Origin of the sequence: Brassicibacter mesophilus, assembly GCF_050433385.1 — a bacterium.
Lineage (GTDB): Bacteria > Bacillota > Clostridia > Tissierellales > Proteiniboraceae > Brassicibacter > Brassicibacter mesophilus.
Genome location: NZ_JBNPXI010000022.1, coordinates 59,955 through 81,534 on the forward strand (window position 1 = coordinate 59,955; position 21,580 = coordinate 81,534).

General features: G+C 31.6%; 17 protein-coding genes. 13 read left to right on the forward strand and 4 right to left on the reverse strand.

What is annotated here, in order from left to right; genetic code table 11:
* Positions 1 to 85: 85 nt before the first annotated feature.
* Positions 86 to 1,294: a M20 metallopeptidase family protein gene (locus tag HNR33_RS18365; protein ID WP_429086225.1), complete on the forward strand. Its 1,209-nt coding sequence runs from the start codon at positions 86 to 88 to the stop codon at positions 1,292 to 1,294.
* Between the two features lie 37 nt (positions 1,295 to 1,331).
* On the opposite strand, the gene HNR33_RS18370 is transcribed toward HNR33_RS18365, so the two are convergent.
* A complete protein-coding gene (locus HNR33_RS18370; protein WP_429086228.1) occupies positions 1,332 to 1,889 on the reverse strand; it encodes a TetR/AcrR family transcriptional regulator in 558 nt (185 codons plus the stop codon).
* Between the two features lie 669 nt (positions 1,890 to 2,558).
* Here HNR33_RS18370 and HNR33_RS18375 point away from each other — a divergent pair.
* From HNR33_RS18375 to HNR33_RS18400, 6 genes are all read left to right on the forward strand, one after another.
* The gene (locus HNR33_RS18375) at positions 2,559 to 4,085 is read left to right on the forward strand and encodes an AbgT family transporter (protein WP_429086231.1); all 1,527 of its coding nucleotides are present in this window, start codon (positions 2,559 to 2,561) and stop codon (positions 4,083 to 4,085) included.
* Positions 4,086 to 4,123: 38 nt separating this feature from the next.
* Positions 4,124 to 5,317, forward strand: a complete 1,194-nt coding sequence (locus HNR33_RS18380; protein WP_429086233.1) for a M20 family metallopeptidase — start codon at positions 4,124 to 4,126, stop codon at positions 5,315 to 5,317.
* 269 nt (positions 5,318 to 5,586) lie between these two features.
* Entirely contained in the window at positions 5,587 to 6,396 is an 810-nt protein-coding gene (locus tag HNR33_RS18385; protein ID WP_429086236.1) for a hypothetical protein, read from the forward strand.
* Positions 6,397 to 6,445: 49 nt separating this feature from the next.
* Positions 6,446 to 7,354, forward strand: coding sequence for a helix-turn-helix transcriptional regulator (locus HNR33_RS18390; protein ID WP_429086239.1), 909 nt, complete (start codon positions 6,446 to 6,448; stop codon positions 7,352 to 7,354).
* A 158-nt stretch (positions 7,355 to 7,512) separates the two neighbouring features.
* Complete coding sequence (locus HNR33_RS18395; protein WP_429086241.1) at positions 7,513 to 8,202, forward strand: AlkZ-related protein; 690 nt, start codon at positions 7,513 to 7,515, stop codon at positions 8,200 to 8,202.
* A 24-nt stretch (positions 8,203 to 8,226) separates the two neighbouring features.
* Positions 8,227 to 8,541 carry a DUF3795 domain-containing protein gene (locus tag HNR33_RS18400; protein ID WP_429086244.1) on the forward strand — a complete coding sequence of 105 codons (315 nt, stop codon included), beginning with the start codon at positions 8,227 to 8,229 and terminating at the stop codon, positions 8,539 to 8,541.
* A gap of 56 nt (positions 8,542 to 8,597) precedes the next feature.
* On the opposite strand, the gene HNR33_RS18405 is transcribed toward HNR33_RS18400, so the two are convergent.
* A complete protein-coding gene (locus tag HNR33_RS18405) occupies positions 8,598 to 9,077 on the reverse strand; it encodes a YbaK/EbsC family protein (RefSeq protein WP_429086247.1) in 480 nt (159 codons plus the stop codon).
* Between the two features lie 256 nt (positions 9,078 to 9,333).
* Positions 9,334 to 10,269, reverse strand: coding sequence for a Gfo/Idh/MocA family protein (locus HNR33_RS18410; RefSeq protein ID WP_429086249.1), 936 nt, complete (start codon positions 10,267 to 10,269; stop codon positions 9,334 to 9,336).
* A gap of 109 nt (positions 10,270 to 10,378) precedes the next feature.
* Here HNR33_RS18410 and HNR33_RS18415 point away from each other — a divergent pair, with 109 nt between their 5' ends.
* The 6 genes from HNR33_RS18415 to HNR33_RS18440 all read left to right on the forward strand — a co-directional run bounded on the left by HNR33_RS18415 (position 10,379) and on the right by HNR33_RS18440 (position 19,732).
* Positions 10,379 to 11,338: a helix-turn-helix transcriptional regulator gene (locus HNR33_RS18415; RefSeq protein WP_429086252.1), complete on the forward strand. Its 960-nt coding sequence runs from the start codon at positions 10,379 to 10,381 to the stop codon at positions 11,336 to 11,338.
* Between the two features lie 548 nt (positions 11,339 to 11,886).
* Complete coding sequence (locus tag HNR33_RS18420; RefSeq protein ID WP_429086255.1) at positions 11,887 to 13,377, forward strand: amidase family protein; 1,491 nt, start codon at positions 11,887 to 11,889, stop codon at positions 13,375 to 13,377.
* Positions 13,378 to 13,605: 228 nt separating this feature from the next.
* The gene (gene fdhF, locus HNR33_RS18425) at positions 13,606 to 16,275 is read left to right on the forward strand and encodes a formate dehydrogenase subunit alpha (RefSeq protein WP_429086258.1); all 2,670 of its coding nucleotides are present in this window, start codon (positions 13,606 to 13,608) and stop codon (positions 16,273 to 16,275) included.
* Positions 16,276 to 16,294: 19 nt separating this feature from the next.
* A complete protein-coding gene (locus tag HNR33_RS18430; RefSeq protein ID WP_429086260.1) occupies positions 16,295 to 18,004 on the forward strand; it encodes an NADH-dependent [FeFe] hydrogenase, group A6 in 1,710 nt (569 codons plus the stop codon).
* 208 nt (positions 18,005 to 18,212) lie between these two features.
* Entirely contained in the window at positions 18,213 to 18,701 is a 489-nt protein-coding gene (locus HNR33_RS18435) for a MarR family transcriptional regulator (RefSeq protein WP_429086263.1), read from the forward strand.
* A 173-nt stretch (positions 18,702 to 18,874) separates the two neighbouring features.
* Complete coding sequence (locus tag HNR33_RS18440) at positions 18,875 to 19,732, forward strand: alpha/beta hydrolase (protein ID WP_429086265.1); 858 nt, start codon at positions 18,875 to 18,877, stop codon at positions 19,730 to 19,732.
* A 195-nt stretch (positions 19,733 to 19,927) separates the two neighbouring features.
* On the opposite strand, the gene HNR33_RS18445 is transcribed toward HNR33_RS18440, so the two are convergent.
* A complete protein-coding gene (locus HNR33_RS18445) occupies positions 19,928 to 21,478 on the reverse strand; it encodes an ABC-F family ATP-binding cassette domain-containing protein (protein ID WP_429086267.1) in 1,551 nt (516 codons plus the stop codon).
* Positions 21,479 to 21,580: the final 102 nt, after the last annotated feature.

A 21,580-nucleotide genomic window follows, 5' to 3' on the forward strand; every position in this document is an offset into this window, starting at 1 on the left:
AGTAATAAAATATAGTATTAATATATGAAATAAGAAGTGTTATTAAATATTGAACTCGATAAATATGTAAGAAGGAGGATGAAAGTTGTTTTCCGAAATTACCAGTCTTAAGAGAAAAATAGAGGAAGAAATAGAAAGTATAGAAGAAGAGGTTATATCATGGCGAAGGCATATCCATCAAAATCCAGAATTATCTTTTCATGAATATGAGACTAAGCAATATATTGAAAGCGTCTTAAAAACTTTTGATGGAATTGAAACCTTTAGTCCTACAGAAACAAGTGTGATAGGCTTGCTAAGGGGAGATGAAGATGGAGAGACTCTGGCCTTTAAGGCAGATATTGATGCTCTTCCCCTGCAAGAAGAAACAAATATAAGTTTCAAATCAAAAAAAGAAGGGGTAATGCATGCTTGTGGACATGATTCTCACGTGGCTATGATGTTAGGTGCAGCAAAAATATTAAGCAAATATAGAAATGTGATAAAGGGAAATATTAAATTTATATTTCAGCATGCAGAGGAAACCCCACTAGGAGGAGCTGTTGAAATAATAGAAAAGGGATATATCGATGATGTAGATATGATTCTATGTATACATGTCACACCAGCTTTAGAAGCAGGAGTACTTGCTACAAAAGCTGGCCCAATAACCTGCGCTTTAGATAAGTTTTCTGTAACAATTAGAGGAAAAGGTGGCCATGCATCTACACCTAATGAAACTATAGATCCTATAATCATAGGAACTGAAATAATCAACTCATTACAGACGATAATATCAAGAAAAATATCACCATATATTCCACAAGTAATCTCAATAACTTATTTTAATACTTTTAATAAATATCATAGCATTATACCCGATAAGATTGTATTTGGTGGAAGTATAAGAAGTATTGATGAAGAGACCAGAGTATTTGTAAAGAAAAACATACAAAATATAATTGATGGAATAACTAAAGCTCATGGAGGGAAATATGAGATTGAGTATGAACCAAGTTATTCAGCTACTATTAATGATGAGGATGTAGCTTTATTAGCGGAAAAAGTAATAAAGGAACATTTTAAGACAGGTTCATTTAAAAAATTAGAAATTCCTTATTTAGTAGCAGATAGTTTTTCATGCTATACAAAAGCAAAACCTGGCTGTTTTATGTCTCTAGGGGTAGGTAACAAAAAAATAGGCGCCTCATATTATTGCCATGATTCAAAATTTATGATAGATGAGTCTGCTTTGCTAAATGGTGTAAGATTTTTAGTACTATTTGGTGCTAAAAAGGCTATAGGTTTTATATAGCTGATATCACGCTAGGTATAACAATTAATATGATATTTTATCTTTTTGTACAGCCATAAAGAAGTATTTCGTAAAAGCTTTCAAATAAAGTTTTTTTTGATTCACACATATGAAGAGGTTTTTCGCTATCATTTGTCATATTTACAAAAGACTGAGAAATAAAAGCTATAGTAATAGGATTAATTTTGGATTCGAATATACCAAGCTCTATTCCATTCCTATAAATTTCAATTATTCTATTAGTTTTATATTCTATAAGTGTTTGAATTTCTAAATATTTGTCCGAATAAAAAGACTTTATATCTTCTATGTTATTTTCATAAAAATCATAAGGTGTTGGAGAAAACAGAAAGCAAGCTATTTTTAGTTGCTCTATTATGTTATTACTTTTTTCCAACTCTTTATTTAAGATTTCATAATTATTATTAATGTAATCATCGATTACTTCATTTATTAGCTCATCTTTACTTTGAAAATATTCATATATGGTTTTTTTACTTATTCTGAGGCTTGTTGCAATCTCAGACATAGTAAGTTTTTTTATTCCATGAGTATTGGATAGTTTATACACTTCATCTTTTATCTTGTTCTTCAAGAACATCAACCCCTTTTGTAATAATCTACTTTATTCCCTTTGTAGCGCTCACACCTATTCTGTATTGAGTTAAAAATTTTTACGTTCAACATAAATATACTATTATTATACATTAAAACTAAAAAAAATCGATGGTTATAATATTATGCTAGAAGAAAAGCTAGAATAATAGCTGCAACTAAAATTTTGTCAATAGCAAACATGGTATTTTATGAGTTTAAAAAATATTCTGAAAAGATAGACAAAAAACCGTTTTTGTTTTTATGGTTTTATGATATAATTTTCATAAGGTAATAAATGCAATAAAAAAATATTATAAAAACAAGGTTGATGGCAAATATAAGAGCATTAAAGCTAGATTTCACTGTTGATGTCCTATTATCCTTACTATTTTGATTTTAGCATGTACAAGCTGTACAATTATACAAAAAGGTAAAATATTAAAATTAGGAAACTATAAATTAAATAATAGTTTCCAAAAAAGATAATTTTCCAAATTTGATTAATTTTATAATGACCCTCATTAAAATGAAAACGATTTCTGGAATTTGCTTTTTATTAACATTTAAAATTTTTTGTGTGACATCTTTATTAAGATTGTAATTGTAGCAATTTGCAGTTATATATACGAAAATTAATTATCAGCAATAAAAATAGGAGGGGAAAATAATGAAAAGCAAAGAGCAAAAGAAAGGATTCTTGGATTTCTTAGAAAGACTAGGAAATAGACTACCGCATCCAATTTACATCTTTATGATAATGGCATTGATAGTTGTAGTTATATCAGCAGTTACTGCGGGGACCAAGGTAATTCATCCAGGTACTGGTGAAGAGCAAGTTGTTAAAAGTCTAGTTACAAGAGAAGGTATAGTTTGGATTCTAAGCAATGTAGTGAAAAACTTTACTAAATTCCCACCATTGGGGATGGTTTTAGTGATGATGATTGGATTGGGTCTTGCGGAAGAAGCAGGTCTTCTAAGGACATTATTAAGAAAAGTAATAGTAGGTGCACCTAAGACTTTAGTTACTTTTATAATTATATTTTCAGGCATCATGGGAAATATCGCTGGAAGTGCTACATTTGTAGTTATTCCACCACTAGGCGGACTTATATTTAAAGCATTAAAAAGACACCCTATAGCAGGTATAGCGGCAGGATTTTCAGGAGTTGCAGCAGGACTAAGTGCTAATCTATTAATTACTCCAACTGATATATTATCTGCAGGTATATCGGAAAAAGCAGCTCAAATAATAGACCCTAACTTTCTAGTACATCCAGCAGTAAACTGGTTTTTTATGATTGCTTCAACAGTAGTACTTTCAATAGTTGGCGTATTAGTAACTGAAAAAATAATTGAACCTCGACTAGGCAAATATGACCCTAAGAATGCAGATGAAACATATGAATCAGATGATGAAGAATTAATGACAATAACAGAAAATGAAAGAAAAGGACTAAAGAATGCAGGTATAGTTACGCTAATATATTTTGCTATAATAGCTTTTATAATTGTACCTAAAAATGGTATATTAAGAGATCCTGTTGCAGGAACTATAGTTCCATCTCCATTTCTCTCTTCAATGATACCTCTTCTTTTAGTTTGGTTTATAGTTGCTGCACTAGCATATGGTATAGGTGCAAAAACAATTAAGAACTCAAATGACGTTGTAAAATATATGACAGAATCAATGAAGTCATTTGCAGGATTTATTTTATTATGCTTCTTTGCGGCGCAGTTTGTTGAATTTTTCGCTTATACTAATTTAGGACTATTGTTAGCAGTTAAGGGTGCTAAGTTTCTAAAAGCTAGTGGAATTGTGGGAATACCTCTGGTTGTTGCGTTTATAATATTTGTATCTATGATCAACTTTTTAATTGGTAGTTCTTCTGCTAAATGGGCTTTGCTTGCTCCAATATTTATTCCTATGTTCATGCAGATAGGAATATCTCCTGCAGCTACGCAAGCTGCTTATCGTATTGCTGATTCTGTAACGAATAGTATATCTCCACTTGAACCTTTTTTACCTTTTATTATAATCTGCGCTCAACGTTTTGATAAAAGATCAGGTATGGGTACTGTAATTTCAACAATGATTCCTTATGCTTTAACATATTTAATAATCTGGACAATTCTTTTAGTAGTTTGGATGCTATTAGATTTACCACTTGGACCAGGAGCCATGATAAATATGTAATTTACTATTGAAATATAAGTAAATAGGAGGACAAATAAATGAACTTAACAGAAAAACAAAATTTATTCAAAATAATAACTAGTGAAATTGAAAATAAAAAAAATGAACTTATAGAATTATCAAAATATATATGGGATAATCCTGAACTTGGATATCAAGAATATAAAGCGAGTGAAAAACTTATAGAGGTTCTTGAAAGAGAAGGATTTCAAATACAAAGAAAGGCAGCCAAATTAGATACTGCATTTACAGCAGTTAAAAAGGGAAAAGGCGATGGGCCTTGTGTTGGTATAATGTCAGAGTATGATGCACTAAGTGAAATTGGTCATGCTTGTGGACACAACTTGTTTTCAGTATCTGCTATTGGAGCGGCATTAGGTCTATCAAAAGTGCTTGATAAAATAGAAGGCAGCATTATAGTCATAGGAACACCAGCAGAGGAAGGAAATGTTCCGAATTCTGGAGGAAAAGCTGTGATGATTGAAGAGGGTATTTTTGATAATATAGATGCAGCCATGATATGTCATGCAGAAGGTAGAACTATAATAAAGAGACAATTAGTTGCTTCTGCATCAATTGAAGTTTTTTTCAAGGGCAAACCAGCTCATGCTGGTGGATCACCTCATGAAGGGATAAATGCTTTAACTGCTGGAATTTTAACAATAAACAATATCAATGCTATTAGACAGCATTTTTTACCAAGAGTGATTGTAAATCCAATTATAACTGAAGGAGGAATTACTCAGAATACCATCCCAGATAGATGTGGCATGAGAATGAGCATAAGAGCAGATAAAATAGAAGTTCTATCTGATGTAATGAACAAAGTAAAAAAATGTGTAGAAGCATCAGCAATGGTTACAGGCTGTGAATACGAAATTATTGAAGATAGAAAAATATATGAAGATTTAAAACCCAATCATGAACTAGCCTTATCTTTTATGAATGTATTGGATGCTTTAGGTGTAAGCTATATAGAAAGTGAAGATGCAAACTATGCTTGGGACGCAGGTAATGTAAGTCATGTATGTCCTACTATTGCTCCATATATAAAGATTGGAAGCGAGAGTTTAGTAGGGCATACAGAAGAGTTTAAGCAAGCAAGTAATTCGGGGGCAGGATTTGAAGGAATGATTATAGGTGCAAAGGCCATGGCACTTACTGCTTTTGACTTTTTATCTTCGGCTGAAATAAGAAAAAGAGTAAAAGAAGAATTTACAAGAAAGAATTAAAATTAGATTAATCATTTGCAACTTCTATTAAAGTAAGATTTAAAAATAAAAAATAATCTATTATGGAGTGTTGTAAAAACAGAGTAGCTAGATAATTACTGCTCTGTTTTTTTATGTCAATACATAAGATACTGAGATTATTTGAAACGGTTATTATAATGAAGTGAAAGAATTAAGATAACAGCTATTTTCTTTATAAGGGCAATGTCATTGTTTTTTTGATATAATAATTATAATTTGTTGATTCTGATTTTAAAAGGATGAGGTATATGATGAAAGAAAAAATAGTAATTATGATGTTAGCAATTATAATGGTTTTAACTGCTTGTTCGCAATCGGATATACCTAATAATGAAAATAACAAGAAGGGGCAGTGGGAAAATCAAAGTGAAAAGAATTTAGATAAAACCATTGATTTAGTTTTTACTCCTGTTTCTGCAGAGAAAATAAAAGAAGGATATCCTAAAAAAGACTGGACTGAAGAGAAACGTATTCATTTTGAAAAACTATCAGGGCAAATAGAAGCTACAATTCATTTATATGTTGATACCAATACTGATATGGGTGAGCAGAATGGAAGGACTATATATGCATTTCTAGAACATGAGGGTAGCCTATATGAAATAGGCAATGTAAGTAATTATGGGATTGAAGATGTACATGTAGAATTAGTAGATAGAACCTTTGATGGCATTAAAGAAATTGAAATAGTTGGTGGAATGGGTTCAACTTATTTGGAAATGAAGATTATTGGATATAATGAAAACAGCAAACAATGGGCTAGTCTATTAGTAATGGGAAGTCCTCAAATTGTAGACTTGGATGAGGATGGTCAAGAAGAAATAGTTGGTATTTCTACCGGAAGTCTTCCAGGTTTTGTTGAGGTATATCGATGGGATCAAGACCATTTTGAAAAAGCAGACATTGCCGATACAACAGATAATACCTATGCAAATTTATATCAACAGGAAGGTAAATGGATTATCGAATCAGGAAAGTGGGAAAATGGTAAAATAGAAGATCGTAAATTTTACAGATATACATCTGGTAGACTTATTGAACAGGTTATGAAACGCTAGAATAATGACAAAGACAATTCGAGAGCATGCTATAAGGGAGGTGGAATGTATGAAAATTGATAGGCTTATTGGAATAATAACTATACTTTTAAATAATGATAGAACAAAAGCAAAAGACTTAGCAGGAAGATTTGAGGTGTCTATTCGCACCATTCATCGAGACATTGAAAACATTTGTAAAGCTGGTATACCAATAATTACTTATCAAGGCGGCGGTGGTGGAATTAGTATTGCTAAGGGTTATAAGTTAGATAAAAATATACTGACTAATGATGAACTCGACAATATAATTACAGGCTTAAAAAGTATTGCAAGTATAACAAATAATAGTAGCATCCAACTCCTTTTAGAGAAACTCTCTCCGGAACAAGACGATATCATATCAATGAGCGGTGATATTTTCATTGATTTGACTTCTTTTTATAAGACAAGCCTTAATCAGAAAATTAGTTTTTTAAGACAAGCAATTAGTAATAACTTTATGGTATGTTTTGACTATTTTTCTAGCAAAGGAAATTCTAGAAGGAATGTGGAACCATATTTCATTACTTTTAAATGGTCTGCATGGTATGTTTTTGGATACTGTAAACTAAGAAATGATTTCCGACTCTTTAAACTTAATAGAATCAGCAATCTTAAAATCCTTAATATTAAATACATCCTCAGAGATGTCCCTGATGAGAAACTTAATCTTGATAACTATTTCCAAAAAGATAAAAAAATAATAACTATGCTTATTGATCGTTCTCTAGAATATCAAATAGTTGATCGCTATGGTATAGACTCCTATGAAATCACGGAAGATAATCACATTAAATTTTCTTTATTCTATAACAATCATGAGTATGCAATGGACTTTATTCGGAGTCTGGGTGATAAAGTATATATTTTATCGCCAAAATCAATAATTGATGAACTCAAGACTAATGCAAAAAATATTTTAGACATGTATAAATGAACATGACATACTGTTGACATATTCATTATGTTATTCTGATAATGATAAATTAAAAATTAAGTAGTGCTTATTATAATTTATGTTTCAAATAATTTTTATAATGGAGGGAAGGGGTTTTTGTTAGTATTAAAATCTTTAAAAGGAAGGAGAGTATTATAATGACTAGTAATTATATGAACGCAAAAATCACAGACTATAGCGATTTTATTTCTATAGTAGAGGATTTAGGATTTATGCCTTTATCAAATAACTGCATTGATTTTATAAACCTTTCAGATTTAACAGTGTCAGAGCAGTGGCATACTGATCTACCATCAGACCCATGGTTATGGAGAGTTAATATTGAGAAAGATCACAAAGCGGCATATGCAAAGTCGTTTGATAGAAAGCCAGGATTTATCTCCCTTGAATGGTATCCTAAGTTTTTTGCTGCTAGAAGAAAAGGAAGAAGTTTTTCAGAGCTATATTCTGATGGCTTAATAAGCAACTATGCAAAGCAAATATATAATTTATTTGAGGATCACAAAAGTTTGGCAGCGTATGAGATCAAATCATTGGGTGGTTTTACAAAAGAGTTAAATTCCAAATATGAATCAGCCATGTGTGAATTACAAATGGGAATGTTTATAACCGGGTATGGTACAAAGCAAAAAATAAATGCCAAAGGAGAAACTTATGGCTGGCCTTCTACTGTATATTCTACTGTAGAAACATGGGCAGGCGATAAACTTATAGAAGAGTCTAATGACATAGACCCAAACAAGGCTATGGATGAAATAATAATGAGAGTTAAAGAGATTATGCCAAATGTTGAGACAAAAAAGTTAAAACGATTTATTGGATTTTAACTTTTTTTAGAGGGGAGTGTATATATGGATAAACAAATGATCGGAATGTGTGGAACATACTGTGGAGTATGTGAATGGAAAGAAAAGACAAACTGTCCAGGTTGCCAAGCACTTCAAGGCAAACCATTTTGGGGAGAATGTTCCGTTGCAATGTGTTCAATTGATAAAGGATATAATCATTGTGGTTATTGTTCAAAGCTACCATGTGAAAAATTACAGGATGCATATAATAATGAAGAGCACGGTGATGATGGTGAACGATTGATTAATTTGAAGAGTTGGGTAAGTGGTAAAGAAGAGTATCTAGAGTTAGGAAAACTAAAATCAGATAAGAAATAGTCGCATATAAGTTATAAGAAGTCATTTAAGGCCAAAAAATATTTTGTGGCCTTAATTTATTTGATGCAAATTATATCTCCATGTGTTATTTCTGCTAAAATCATTGGAGTAAGTCTAAAGACAGAATGTGGAGTTCCGGCGGCAGCCCATATTTCCTTATGTTGCATTAGATCTTCATCAATCAGAGTTAGAATAGGAGTTTTATGTCCAATTGGGGGGATGCCTCCTATTACAAAGCCTGTATGCTTGAGCACAAAATCTGCATCTGCTTTTTCTAGCTTTTCTCCTATATGTTGTTTAATTGCTTTTTCATTTACTCGGTTTGTACCGCTTGCCACTATTAATATTGGGCTTTGAGAAATTTTTCCCTTGAAAATCAAGGATTTAGCTATTTGACTTATACTACATCCTATTGTGTTTGCTGCTTCTTGAGCAGTGCGAGTAGAATCAGATAGTTCAATTACGTTAAGCTCAAATCCAAATTTATTAAGTTCTTTCTGAACCTTTTCAGCGCTTTTACTTAAGTTAGATGACATAATCTTTTTCCTCCTTGTATTTCTTAAGATATCGTATTATTCTTAGTCCTTCAATAGTATAAAAAGATAAGATGGTATTAAATAATATATCATAAACTAGAGTGTTATAACAGACAAGGTTTTGGAGGTAATTACAAGAAGTATAAATAGGAGAGAATTGAAAAATGCATCTCTAATCCAATAGTGACAACTATATAGAAAATTGTTATAAGTAGGGTAAACAACATACTACCCTACTTAATAAAATGTGATATTTTTATTTTTTAGCTATCTCTTCTTTTATTTGTAATGCTACTTTCAATGATTTAATTGCATCTTCAAGACTTAATATTGTAGAAATATCTTTTATGCAGCACTCAACAACATGCTTAATGGACTCTTCATAGCAGTCTTTTTCCGGTATATCCAAATCTTCCTTGCTATTGTTAGTAAACAATGTCAGAGCCTTTTCGCACTTATTTACATAGCCATTTTCAATATATTCTATGGTACCTTTCTCAAATATTGCTTCATATCCAACAGTAAAAGGATGATACTCTGGCATCATAGACGAACCTTGAATTTCTATAATTGAATCTTCATAAGCTAGTAAGGCATTTACATGAGACTGTCCTTCATTACCGTTAATACCAACAGCAGATATTTTATTAGGTGTTCCCAACATCCATGTAACAAAATCAAATTCATGGATCATCAGGTTAGTTGTTATTTTATTTAGGCTTAGATCACCCCATAGTGGTGGGGTTTTTCTTCTCACATGTAAAGCTTTTAGCTTTCCAAGTGCATTTTTTTGAATAGTATCATAAACATATTCATAAGGATATTCATGTTTGATAAACAAGTTGACAAAAACTCGTTTACCATACTGTTTTTCTGCTTCTCTCATAGCCATTGCATCTTCAAGATTTAAGGATATAGGTGTTTCGCAAAAAACATTTTTCCCGTTTTTTAGAGCTTCAATGACATATTCTTTGTGTAGTAGGCTAGGTAGGCAAATGTCAATTAAATGGATATCTTTGCTAGTAAGTATGTCATCAATATTTTCTGTAACCTTTATTTCCATATCCTTTTCAATCTTTTCAAGTTTTTCTTTATTTCTCCCGTAAATTGTAATTGAATCAATGCTGCTGAGCTTCTTGTAGATACTAGCATGGTATGCACCAAAACCAGTTCCTAATATACCTACATTCATAGCTATCCCTTCCTTTCATTATATGGTACTATGATTATAACAACTAATTCATGACAACATATTGTCATAGATATTTAGCTTTTTTAATTATTATTTAGGGGATGTTTACATGAGGCTTCATAGATTAATTTCAATTTTATTACTAATAGAGTCCAGAGGGACTATTAAGGCCAAAGAAATTGCATCAAAGCTTGAAATATCAGTGAGAACAGTTTATAGAGATATTGATATTTTATGTGAGGCAGGGATACCATTAGCTACAGCTAGTGGACCTAATGGAGGTATATATCTGATGGATGGATATTCAGTAGGGATAAAGCACCTTCAAGAAGAAGATATTATTAACTTATACCTGAGTGGCATGGGTATACTACCAGATAGACAGAGTGATATGGCTACTAAGCTAAATAATACATTGCTAAAATTACAAAAAAATCTATCATCGAAGCAAAGTAGCAATTTAGACGATATAAGAAGAAAATTTTATTTTGATGATACATCTTGGTGGGGAGATAATCAGCACTTAGACAATATCGATACCATTATACAGGGGGTTTTTAAGTCAAAAATCCTTAGCATTTCATATCAAAAATATGAAGGAAAATTATCAGTTAGAAGAGTCCATCCATATGGAATAGTAGTTAAAAGAATGGATTGGTATATGATAGCATACTGCGAAAAGAATAAGAATATAAGAACATTTAAGTGTGAACGTATAATAGAATGTGAAATCCTAGATGACAATTTTAATATGCCTAAGGATTTTTCTATTGAGGGATATTGGAATAAGAGTCAAAAAATATTCAAGAACTTGTGTGCAGAGAATGAGAATTATCCGGTTATTATTAAGGTACATAAGAATGAAGTAGATGCTCTTAAAGATTTAGAAGCATTGGAAATAAAAGAAGATGGGAACTATTTATTGGCAACAATTAATATGTATGGATATGAATTTGCAATAAACACTATTTTGAAAATCATAAGAGATGTGGAGGTTATTGGCCCTTTAGAGTTAAAAGTTTCTATTGCAAAGGAATTAGACAATATAATTAAGCGATATAAAAAATAAAATTATTGAACATTAATACGCCGTCAGTAATATTTCTAAATAAACAGATTCAATTGATTATATTTATTGTATTATTTGCATTAACATTATATGCTGCATTAAAGATTAGAAGCATATCTGTTTTGATTCCCTATGTCATAATAAATATAAAAGTTTTAAACAATTTATTTAACTTAAATATAAATACAGATGTAAAATTTTCTCTAATCATTTGGGCGATACAATTAGCAATAGCAATATTACTTGGCTATATTGAGTCAAAATTTTTATATAAGAATAAAGAATAAATAAAAAAGAATGAACTGTAAAAAAAAGGCAATTCATTCTTTTTTTAGATACAGTCTTTATTATGGAGTCCTCTTATATATACTTAATAATAACAGGTTCCTTTTTTTGTATCCAACTAACAATGCTAATAGCTAGTACATACTTGTATAATATATATTAGGAGAAATAAAACGTTTTCTTCGCATATCTAATCTAGGTAGATTATTTTCGCAAGCAAAATATTGTACTTCAAACTAATATATAGTAGGTAGGTGACAAATGTGAATACAGATAAAAAAGATTTTTGTCTTCATGAGGCAACTATTACATCAGTTCATAATGCAATGAAAAGTGGAGAGTTAACTTGTCGTAAATTGGTAGAAATGTACTTAGCTAGAATTAACGCGTATGATAGACTTGGTCCTGCTCTAAATTCTATAATTATGATAAATCCGAAAGCATTAGAAATTGCTGATGAACTTGATAAGAGATTTAAAACATCAGGACTTGTAGGGCCACTTCATGGAATCCCTGTATTATTAAAAGACAATGTTGATACAGGAGATATGCCAACTACTGCTGGATCACTTAGCTTAGAAGGGGTAATACCTGCTGATGATGCATTTATTACTAAAAAGCTAAAGCAAGCAGGAGCAATTATTATAGCAAAAGTGAATCTGCATGAGTTTGCAGTTTGGGGTGAAACTGCTAGCTCTATCTTAGGACAGACGCTCAATCCATATGATTTGACTAGAACACCAGGAGGATCTAGTGGAGGAACTGGTGCGGGAATATCTTCTAATTTTGGAATAATAGGTATAGGAACGGATACAATCAATTCAGTACGCTCTCCTGCTTCAGCATGTAGCTTAGTAGGATTTAGACCAACGGTTGGTTTAGTGAGCAGAGATGGGATAGTACCATACTCTATGACTCAAGATACAGCAGGCCCTATTATGCGCACAGTAGAAGATACAGCAAAAGTGTTAGATGTAATTGCAGGATATGATTCTGATGATCCTGCAACAGCATGGTCAATTGGAAAAGTTCCAGAAACATATACTAGATTTTTAAATAAAGAAGGCTTAAAGGGAAAGAGAATAGGCGTATTAAAAAGCTTCTTTGGAGACAAGGAAATTCACCAAGAAGTAAATAAAGTCATAAACAATAGCTTAGAAGAAATGAAAAAAAATGGGGCAACTATAGTTTCAATTGAAGAGAATATAGACGCTGATAAGCTAGTTAAAGAAATAAGTGTGCATCTTTATGACTTAAAAGCTCACTTAAATATATACCTAGAAGACCTTGGTTCACGTGCAAAGGTAAATTCTTTAGCTGATGTTATAGCATCAGGGAAATATCATGAAGGAATAGAAGAAAACATCAAGTTTGCGGAGACTCTTGATATAAATAGTCCTGAATATAATGAACGTCTTATTAAAAGAATGGAGCTTAGAAATCTTGTGATGAGAATCATGGCAGAATATAAGTTAGATGCGATTGTATATCCTCATCAGAAACGACCTGTAGTTAGAGTAGGAGAGGCACAGGTTGAGAGAAATGGAGTAATTGGTTCCGTAACAGGCTTCCCGGCATGTGTAGTACCTGCTGGATTTACAAAGCCTACTGACACTGCACCAATCGGAGTTCCAGTAGGAATGGAAATTCTGGGAAGAGAATGGGACGAACCTACACTAATAGAAATTGCATATGGATTTGAGCAAGCTACAGGATATCGTAAAGTTCCTGTTAGTGTACCTTGCTTAGAATAAGGATTAGGGGGTGAAGCTTTAAGCTTCACCCCCTTAACTTTTCTTTTAATCATATGTATAATATGGTATTAAAAGTATAAATTGTAACGCTTTTTATAAGAAATTATGTTAACAAATTCACATAAACATCTAGTATTTTTTTTAATTAAGTTATAAAATATTAAAAGTAGCAAAAAAATTCTATTTTAAATAAAGATATGATACTTTGCAATGAAAGGAGCTTTGTTAATGGTAAATATAACTATAAACAATAAGAATTTTACATTGTCAAAGAAAAGTACGGTGCTAGAAGTTTGTGAATTAACAAACATAAAAATTCCTCATTTTTGCCATGACTCAAGACTAAAAAGTATTAGCAACTGTGGAATATGTAAAGTAGATATAAATGGAGAGTTGAAGCCAGCTTGTAGCACTGAGGTAGAAGATGGCATGGTAATAGAAACCCATAATCAAAGAGTTATTGGCGAAAGAAAAAAAGTATTAGAGAATATTTTAGAATCACATCCATTAGACTGTATGGTATGTGAAAAAAGCGGTAATTGTAAGCTTCAAGAATACTCATATGAATATGGAGTAAAGACTAATTTTAATAAAGCAACTGAAGAAATATATATAGATTCTTCAAACCCATTTTTCTATATAGACCCAAATAAATGTATTGCATGTGGGAAGTGTATTCAAATTTGTGAAGAACAGCAGGGGTATGGAATATTAGAGCTAAAAGAAACTAAAAGCGGAAAGAAGTATGCTTGGACAAAAGATAATAAAGCTATAAATGAAACTAACTGTGTATCATGTGGAAACTGTGTTAGTATATGCCCTGTTGGTGCTCTTATGCCTAAAAAAGATATAAAGTACAGAAATTGGGAAGAAAAAAAGGTTAAAACTACATGCTCCTACTGTGGAGTAGGATGCCAGATGTATTTAAATGTAGTTGATAATAAAATAGTATCAGTTGACCCAGCTATGAATAAAGCAAATAATGGTATGTTATGTGTTAAGGGTAAATTTGGATATAAATTTGTTGACCATAAGGACAGGCTTAAAAAACCTCTCATAAAGAAAAAGGGGAAATTTGAAGAAGTATCATGGGAAGAGGTTTATGGGTTTATTAAAGAAAATATGAACAGAATCTATAGTGAAAGTGGTTCTGATGCTTTTGCAGGACTTACTTCGGCAAGATGTTCAAATGAAGAAAATTATTTGTTCCAAAAAATGTTTAGAACTATTTTCAAATCTAATAGCATAGATCATTGTGCACGACTCTGACACAGCTCAACTGTTGCAGGTCTGCAACATACATTAGGTAGTGGAGCTATGACTAACAGTATAGAAGAAATAGATGAATCAGATGCTATTTTCATAATAGGTGCAAATCCTAGAGAAAACCATCCAGTTATAGGAGCTAGAATTAAAAGAGCGAAACAAAATGGTGCAAAACTTATTATAGCAGATCCTAGAAGAGTAAATATGGCAGAAATTGCAGATGTGTTTTTACAGATAGAACCTGGAAGTAATATTGCTCTGATTAATGGAATGATGCATGTCATTATAAAAGAAGGAATTTATGACAAAGAGTATGTAGATAAATATACAGAAGGCTTTGAAGAATTAAAAAAATTAGTGGAAAAATACGACCCGCAAAGATGCGCTGAAATCTGTGGAGTAAATGCTGAAGATATTATAGAAGCTGCTAGAATTTATGCCAAGGCTAAACCAGCTTCAATATTCTATGCTATGGGTATAACACAGCATAAAGCAGGTACAAATGGAGTTATGACACTTTCTAATCTTGCGCTTTTATGTGGAAATATAGGTAAGCTTGGTGCAGGTATTAACCCACTAAGAGGACAAAACTCTGTTCAAGGAGCATGTGATATGGGTGGACTTCCAAATGTATACCCAGGTTATCAAAAGGTAAGTGATGAAAAGATTACTGCAAAGTTTGAAAAGTTGTGGAACACTGAGCTAAGTCGAAAAGAAGGACTAACAATTCCTGAGATGATGGATGCAGCCATAGAAGGAAAAATAAGATACATGCATATATTTGGTGAAAATCCTATGATTTCAGATCCAGACATAAATCACATAAAGCATGCCCTTGAACACTGTGAGTTTCTAATAGTCCAAGATATATTTATGACTGAAACAGCTGAATTTGCAGATGTTGTTCTACCTGGACTGTCATATGCTGAAAAAGATGGAACATTTACTAATACGGAAAGAAGAGTCCAAAGGATTAGAAAAGCAGTTAAAAGAGATAGTGATAGAAAAGCTGATTGGCAAGTAATAATGGATTTGATAAATGTATTAGGAAATGAGAAAAAGATATATAATCATCCTAGTGAAATAATGGACGAGATTTCATTAGCAAATCCAAGCTATGTGGGAATTGATTATGATAGAATTGATAATGAAGGCCTACAATGGCCAGTTAAGGATAAAAGTCATCATGGGACTAAATATTTACACAAGAATGCGCCAATAAGAGGTAGGGGACTATTTGTTCCTAGTGAACAAGAGCTAGCTGGAGAGCAGGCAGATGATGAATACCCATTTATACTTACAAATGGTAGAAATCTTTATCATTATCATTCAAGAACTATGACAGGTAGAGTTGATGGGTTAAATAAAAAGTCTCCAAAATCATATGTTGAAATCAATCCTCGTACTCTAACTAATCTAGGAATTAGTAATGGAGATAAAGTAAAAATAATCTCAAGAAGGGGAGAAGTAATTACTACTGTAGTAGAAACAGACAGAATTATTGAGAATCTATTCTTTATGCCTTTCCACTTTGCTGACGGACCAGCAAATATGCTGACTGGAACTATATTGGATGAGAAATGTAAAATCCCGGAACTAAAAATTACAGCTGTAAAGATCGAAAAAATATAAGTGAGTTAGGGGTGAAAGTATGGATATAGTTATAGATGGTGTTAAATATGAAGGTATAAAAGAAAATACTGTATTAGAAGCTTTAAGATCATTAAATATACACGTTCCAACTCTTTGCTATCATAAGGATTTAAATCCACAAGGATATTGTAATATATGTGTAGTAGAAGTTGACGGAGACCTTGTCAAAAGCTGTGAAACACATCTAACTGATAACATGAATATTGTTACAAATAGTGAAAATATAATATCACATAGAAAAGAAGTTTTGGAAAAAATATTAGAGAATCATCCAAATGACTGCTTAACCTGTGAAAAGGGAAGAGGAGATTGTGAGCTTCAAAATCTTGCATATGAATTTGGAGTTGAAAACAGGAACAAAGAAAACAAATATACTAAAGAAATAGATACATCAACCCATGCATTATCTAGAGATATGAATAAGTGTATATTGTGTGGAAGATGTGTTGAAATGTGCAATAATATACAAAAAATAAGTGTATATGAGATGATTACTAAAGAAGATGGAACTAGAGATATAGTAATCAGAGGTGGAAAAAACTTAATGGAGAGCAAATGCATAGGTTGTGGACAATGTGTAAAAGTCTGTCCAGTAGGAGCACTTCATGAGAAGAACTCGTTAGTTGAGTTGTGTGAAGTGTTAAATAGAAAGAACAAGCATATAATAGTCCAAATGGCTCCTGCTGTAAAGCATACATTAGGTGAAGAATTTGGGATAGATCCAGGTATAGATATTACTGGTAAAATGGTCACTGCCCTTAGAAAAGTAGGATTCAATAAAGTGTTTTCAACAGATTTTACAGCTGATGTTACTATTATGGAAGAAGGAACAGAGTTCTTAGATAGAATAGTGAATGATAAAACACTACCGATGTTTACTTCATGCTGCCCTGGATGGGTAAATTATATTGAAAAGCACTATCCTCAGCTTTTAGACAATGTATCGTCATGTAAATCACCACAGCAAATGTTTGGTGCATTGGCAAAAACATACTACCCTAAAATCAGTAAATTAAATCCAAAGGATATATACTCAGTTTCAATAATGCCTTGTACAGCTAAAAAAGATGAAATTGAAAGAGAACAAATGATAACAGATGAACTAAAAGATGTTGATATTGTAATTACGACAAGAGAGCTAGCAAAGCTACTAAGATTAAGAAATATTGACTTAGAGAGTCAGGAGCCAAGTGATTTTGATGAATTATTAGGTTTTGGAACCGGAGCAGCTAGGATATTTGCATCAAGCGGTGGAGTTATGGAAGCAGCGCTTAGAACAGTATCACATGTGTTAAGTGATGGAAAAATAGAAATCGTCGACTACAAAACTGTGAGAGGTCTAGATGGAGTTAAGGAAGCAACAGTAGAAATAGATTCTCAGGTCATAAATATTGCTGTAGTAAATGGAATAGGAAACGTAAAGCCTGTGCTTGATGGGATAATAGAAGGTAAACTGAATTACCAGTTTGTTGAAGTAATGGCTTGCAAAGATGGATGCATAGGTGGAGGCGGAGCACCTATACCTGACGATATAGAAACAAGAAAGAAGAGGATGCAAGGGATTTACAAGTTTGATAGTGAACAAGATATAAGGAAATCATTCCAAAATAGTGAAGTTAAAAAACTTTATGATGAGTTTTTGCAAAAACCAAATTCACACTTAAGCCACCACATACTTCACACTGAGTATGTAGATAGAAGTAAATAATATTTATTAGTTAGAAAAATATACACAAAAATATTATAGATAATGTATAGTAACAAAAATGTGATAGATATGGCTAACTTAGCTAGTCTATCACATTTTGTTTTGATATATTTAAATGTAGCTTAAATAATATAGTTTAAAAAGAATAATGAAATAAATATAAATAAAGACTATTGACAAAATGGTTAACCAGGTTTACAATATTGTCATGGATAATACAAATAACAAAATAAATACAATTAAATATTTGAAATATGAATCAGTTTTTGAGCAATTAATGAAGCTAATTAATATTTACAGTGAATATGAATCAAGTTCTAGGACATATGGAACTGATGAGATTTATTATAGTCTAGAAATACATACTGTTCACATAATCGGGAAAAATCCAGGAATAAATGTGACTGATATCGCTTGCTTGCATGGAATATCAAAAAGTGCGGTATCAAAAGTACTAAAGAAACTAGAGAAAAAAGAAGTTGTTTTTAGATATAAGTCACAGAATAATAGAAAAGAAGTATTGTTCAAATTGACTGATAAGGGAAAAGAAGCTTACTTTGGACATATTGAATATCATAAAAAGAAAGAAGAATCGCTTATAAGCCTGCTTGAAAAAATACCATATGAGAAACTACAGAATTTTGAAGAAGTATTATCTATATTTGTTAAGTATAGTGAAGTACATATAAAAAATTAGATTTTAGAAATAGGTTATACTTATGCTAAATAAGTAATTTCATAACTACATTAGATGCAAAATCGATATGTAGTTATATTATTGAATTATTGTTAACCTAGTTAACAATAATTTGTAGTAAATAATAAGGTGAAAATGATTTACCTAAATTATTTTTCTAGGGGGAATATGAAATGATAGATAAGGAATATTATTTAAAGAAAAAGAATGGAAACAAGCTATATTTAAATATATTAGAAAATGGCAAAGAACTTCCTAATATAATTTTTATTCAAACACCTATTACAAGTGTGGCAGATTTAAAAGATACTTATTTGCCTTTATCTAAACATGGATTTAATGTTTTTGCCTTAGATTTGTCAGGTTGCGGGAAGAGTGATGGAGATATGAGAGAGTTTTCCTTAGAAAATGTTAATGAAGATATAACTGCTTGTGTGGATTACATTATAAGTAATTATAATGATATAATTCATTTTTATGCTGGACATGGAATGGGTGGTATGCTTGCTCAGTATTATCTGTCACATAAAAGACCGATAGCTAGCTTCGCTCAATATGGAGTAGCTATTCCAAAAGACTTATCAATAGCAAAGAAGCCTTTATTGGCTAAAGCTTCATATCCTTTTTTACTTATAATTAACAAGTTATTTCCTCGCTTGAGAATTAACTTTGAATTAATTGCAAATATGAAAGGATATAATGGTAAAAATGCTGAAAAAGAAAATGCATGGTACGAGGAAATAATACGCAAAAATACAAAAATAACTCAGCTGCCGATTGCTTTTATAACAAATTTATTCAAAATGTTTATTAGTAAAAAAAGTGATTTAAATAATAAGCCTCAATGCCCAGTTTTATTTTTCGCTCCAAAGCATGATAGGTATGTAGACTTCTCATACTTTCAAAAGTATTATAACTGGTTAAATGAACCAAAACAAATGTACATAATTGATGATAGTCATTTATCATTTGTATGGCATGCTGAAGAGTTATGTGAGGCTGCATGTGAATGGTTCAGAAAATATAATTAAGTTATATTAATAAAAAAAAGGAATAGGGAAAAAGAGCCTCGATGATAAAAAATATGAAGACAAGCTTATAGTTAAATTTGAGAATTAAAGAAAATAAATGTGATAGATTAGCTATTTTATCTAGAGAACTCTATCACATTTATTTTTAGATAATTAATTCTATTTTAGTATATTCCACAGAAATAACCTTAAAAATTATTGACGGGAAGCAAGCTTTTCCATATCCCATATATCCGTTACCCAATCTTCGTAAAACTCTTTCTCATGGCAAACAAGAATTATTGTGCCATTATATTCTATGAGCGCTTCTTTTAATGCTTCCTTAGCATCAACATCAAGATGGTTTGTAGGTTCATCAAGTAAAAGCCAATTACTAGGTGTCATCATAAGTCTGCACAGTCTAACTTTTGATTGCTCTCCACCACTTAGAGATGACATTTTCTGAAGCACATGCTCTTGCTTGAGCCCACATCTTGCAAGGGCATTACGTATCTCCTTTTGGTTTTTCTCTGGATAATGATACTGTATTTCCTGGATAGCTGAATTGTTACTTATCTTTGTTTCCTGCTCAAAGTAGACAGGGTAAAGGTAGTTACCTAATTTAATGCTTCCAGTAATAGGTGGAATAACACCCATAATAGTTTTTAATAATGTTGACTTTCCAATACCATTACAACCTGTTATAGCGATTTTTTGGCCTCTTGTAAGCTTAAAATCTAGATCTTTAATAAGAGGGTAATTATAACCAATATTCAAATTTGAGCATCTAAATACTAGTTCTCCAGACTCTCTACTTGATAAGAATGTGTAACTTGGCTTTGATAGCTTCTTTGGCTTCTCAAGTCTTTCAATCTTTTCAAGCTGTTTTCTTCTACTTTTAGCTCTTTTAGATGTAGCTGCTCCGACAATATTTTTATTTATAAAATCTTCCATACGAGATATTTCCTTTTGTTGTCTGTTGTACATATCGATATATCTCTTTGTTTCGTCATCTTTAAGTTTCAGGAAAGCATCATAATTGCCTGGATACCTCTTCATGATACCATACTCAATATGATAAATCACATTAGTTATTCTATTGAGGAAGCTTATATCATGTGATATGACGATAAAGCTGTTAGGATAATTAGTAAGATAATTAGCTAACCAGTCAATATGTTCTTTATCAAGATAGTTAGTTGGTTCATCTAAAAGTAAAATATCAGGATTTTTGAGAAGTAGTGTTGCAAGCTTCACTTTAGTTCTCTGTCCTCCACTTAACTTATCAACATGGGTATCCACGCCAAGTTCAAATAGGCCTATACCTGATGCCACATTATCAATAAGACTGTCTATCATATAAAAATCACTTGCTTGCAAAATATCTTGCAGTCTTCCATATTCTTTAAGCAGTTGTTGAGACTTATCTTTATCTGCCCTTGCTAACTCATTAGTAATATCAAGCATTCTTTTTTCTACTTGATATAGGTCAGAAAATGCAAGTCTAAGGCTTTCTTTGATACTATATCCATCTTCTAGCTGTGAATGTTGGTCAAGATACCCAATATTTGCAGAAGAAGGCCGGTATAATGTGCCTTCATCGGGGACTAGCTTACCAGTTAAAATATCTAGAAAAGTAGTTTTTCCAGCACCATTTATGCCAACAAGTCCTGCATGATCCCCTTTTAAAAGACGAAAAGACACATTATTTAAAATAGTTTTGTCTCCAAATCCAAAACATAAATTTTCTGCAGTTAAAGTACTCATATACATTCCTCCCTCTATAAATTAAATTTTTCTTTAAAATACTCACTTATTCATAGAATTTCTCCACTTTTTAAAAGAAGCTATTTGTATATTTGTTGAATA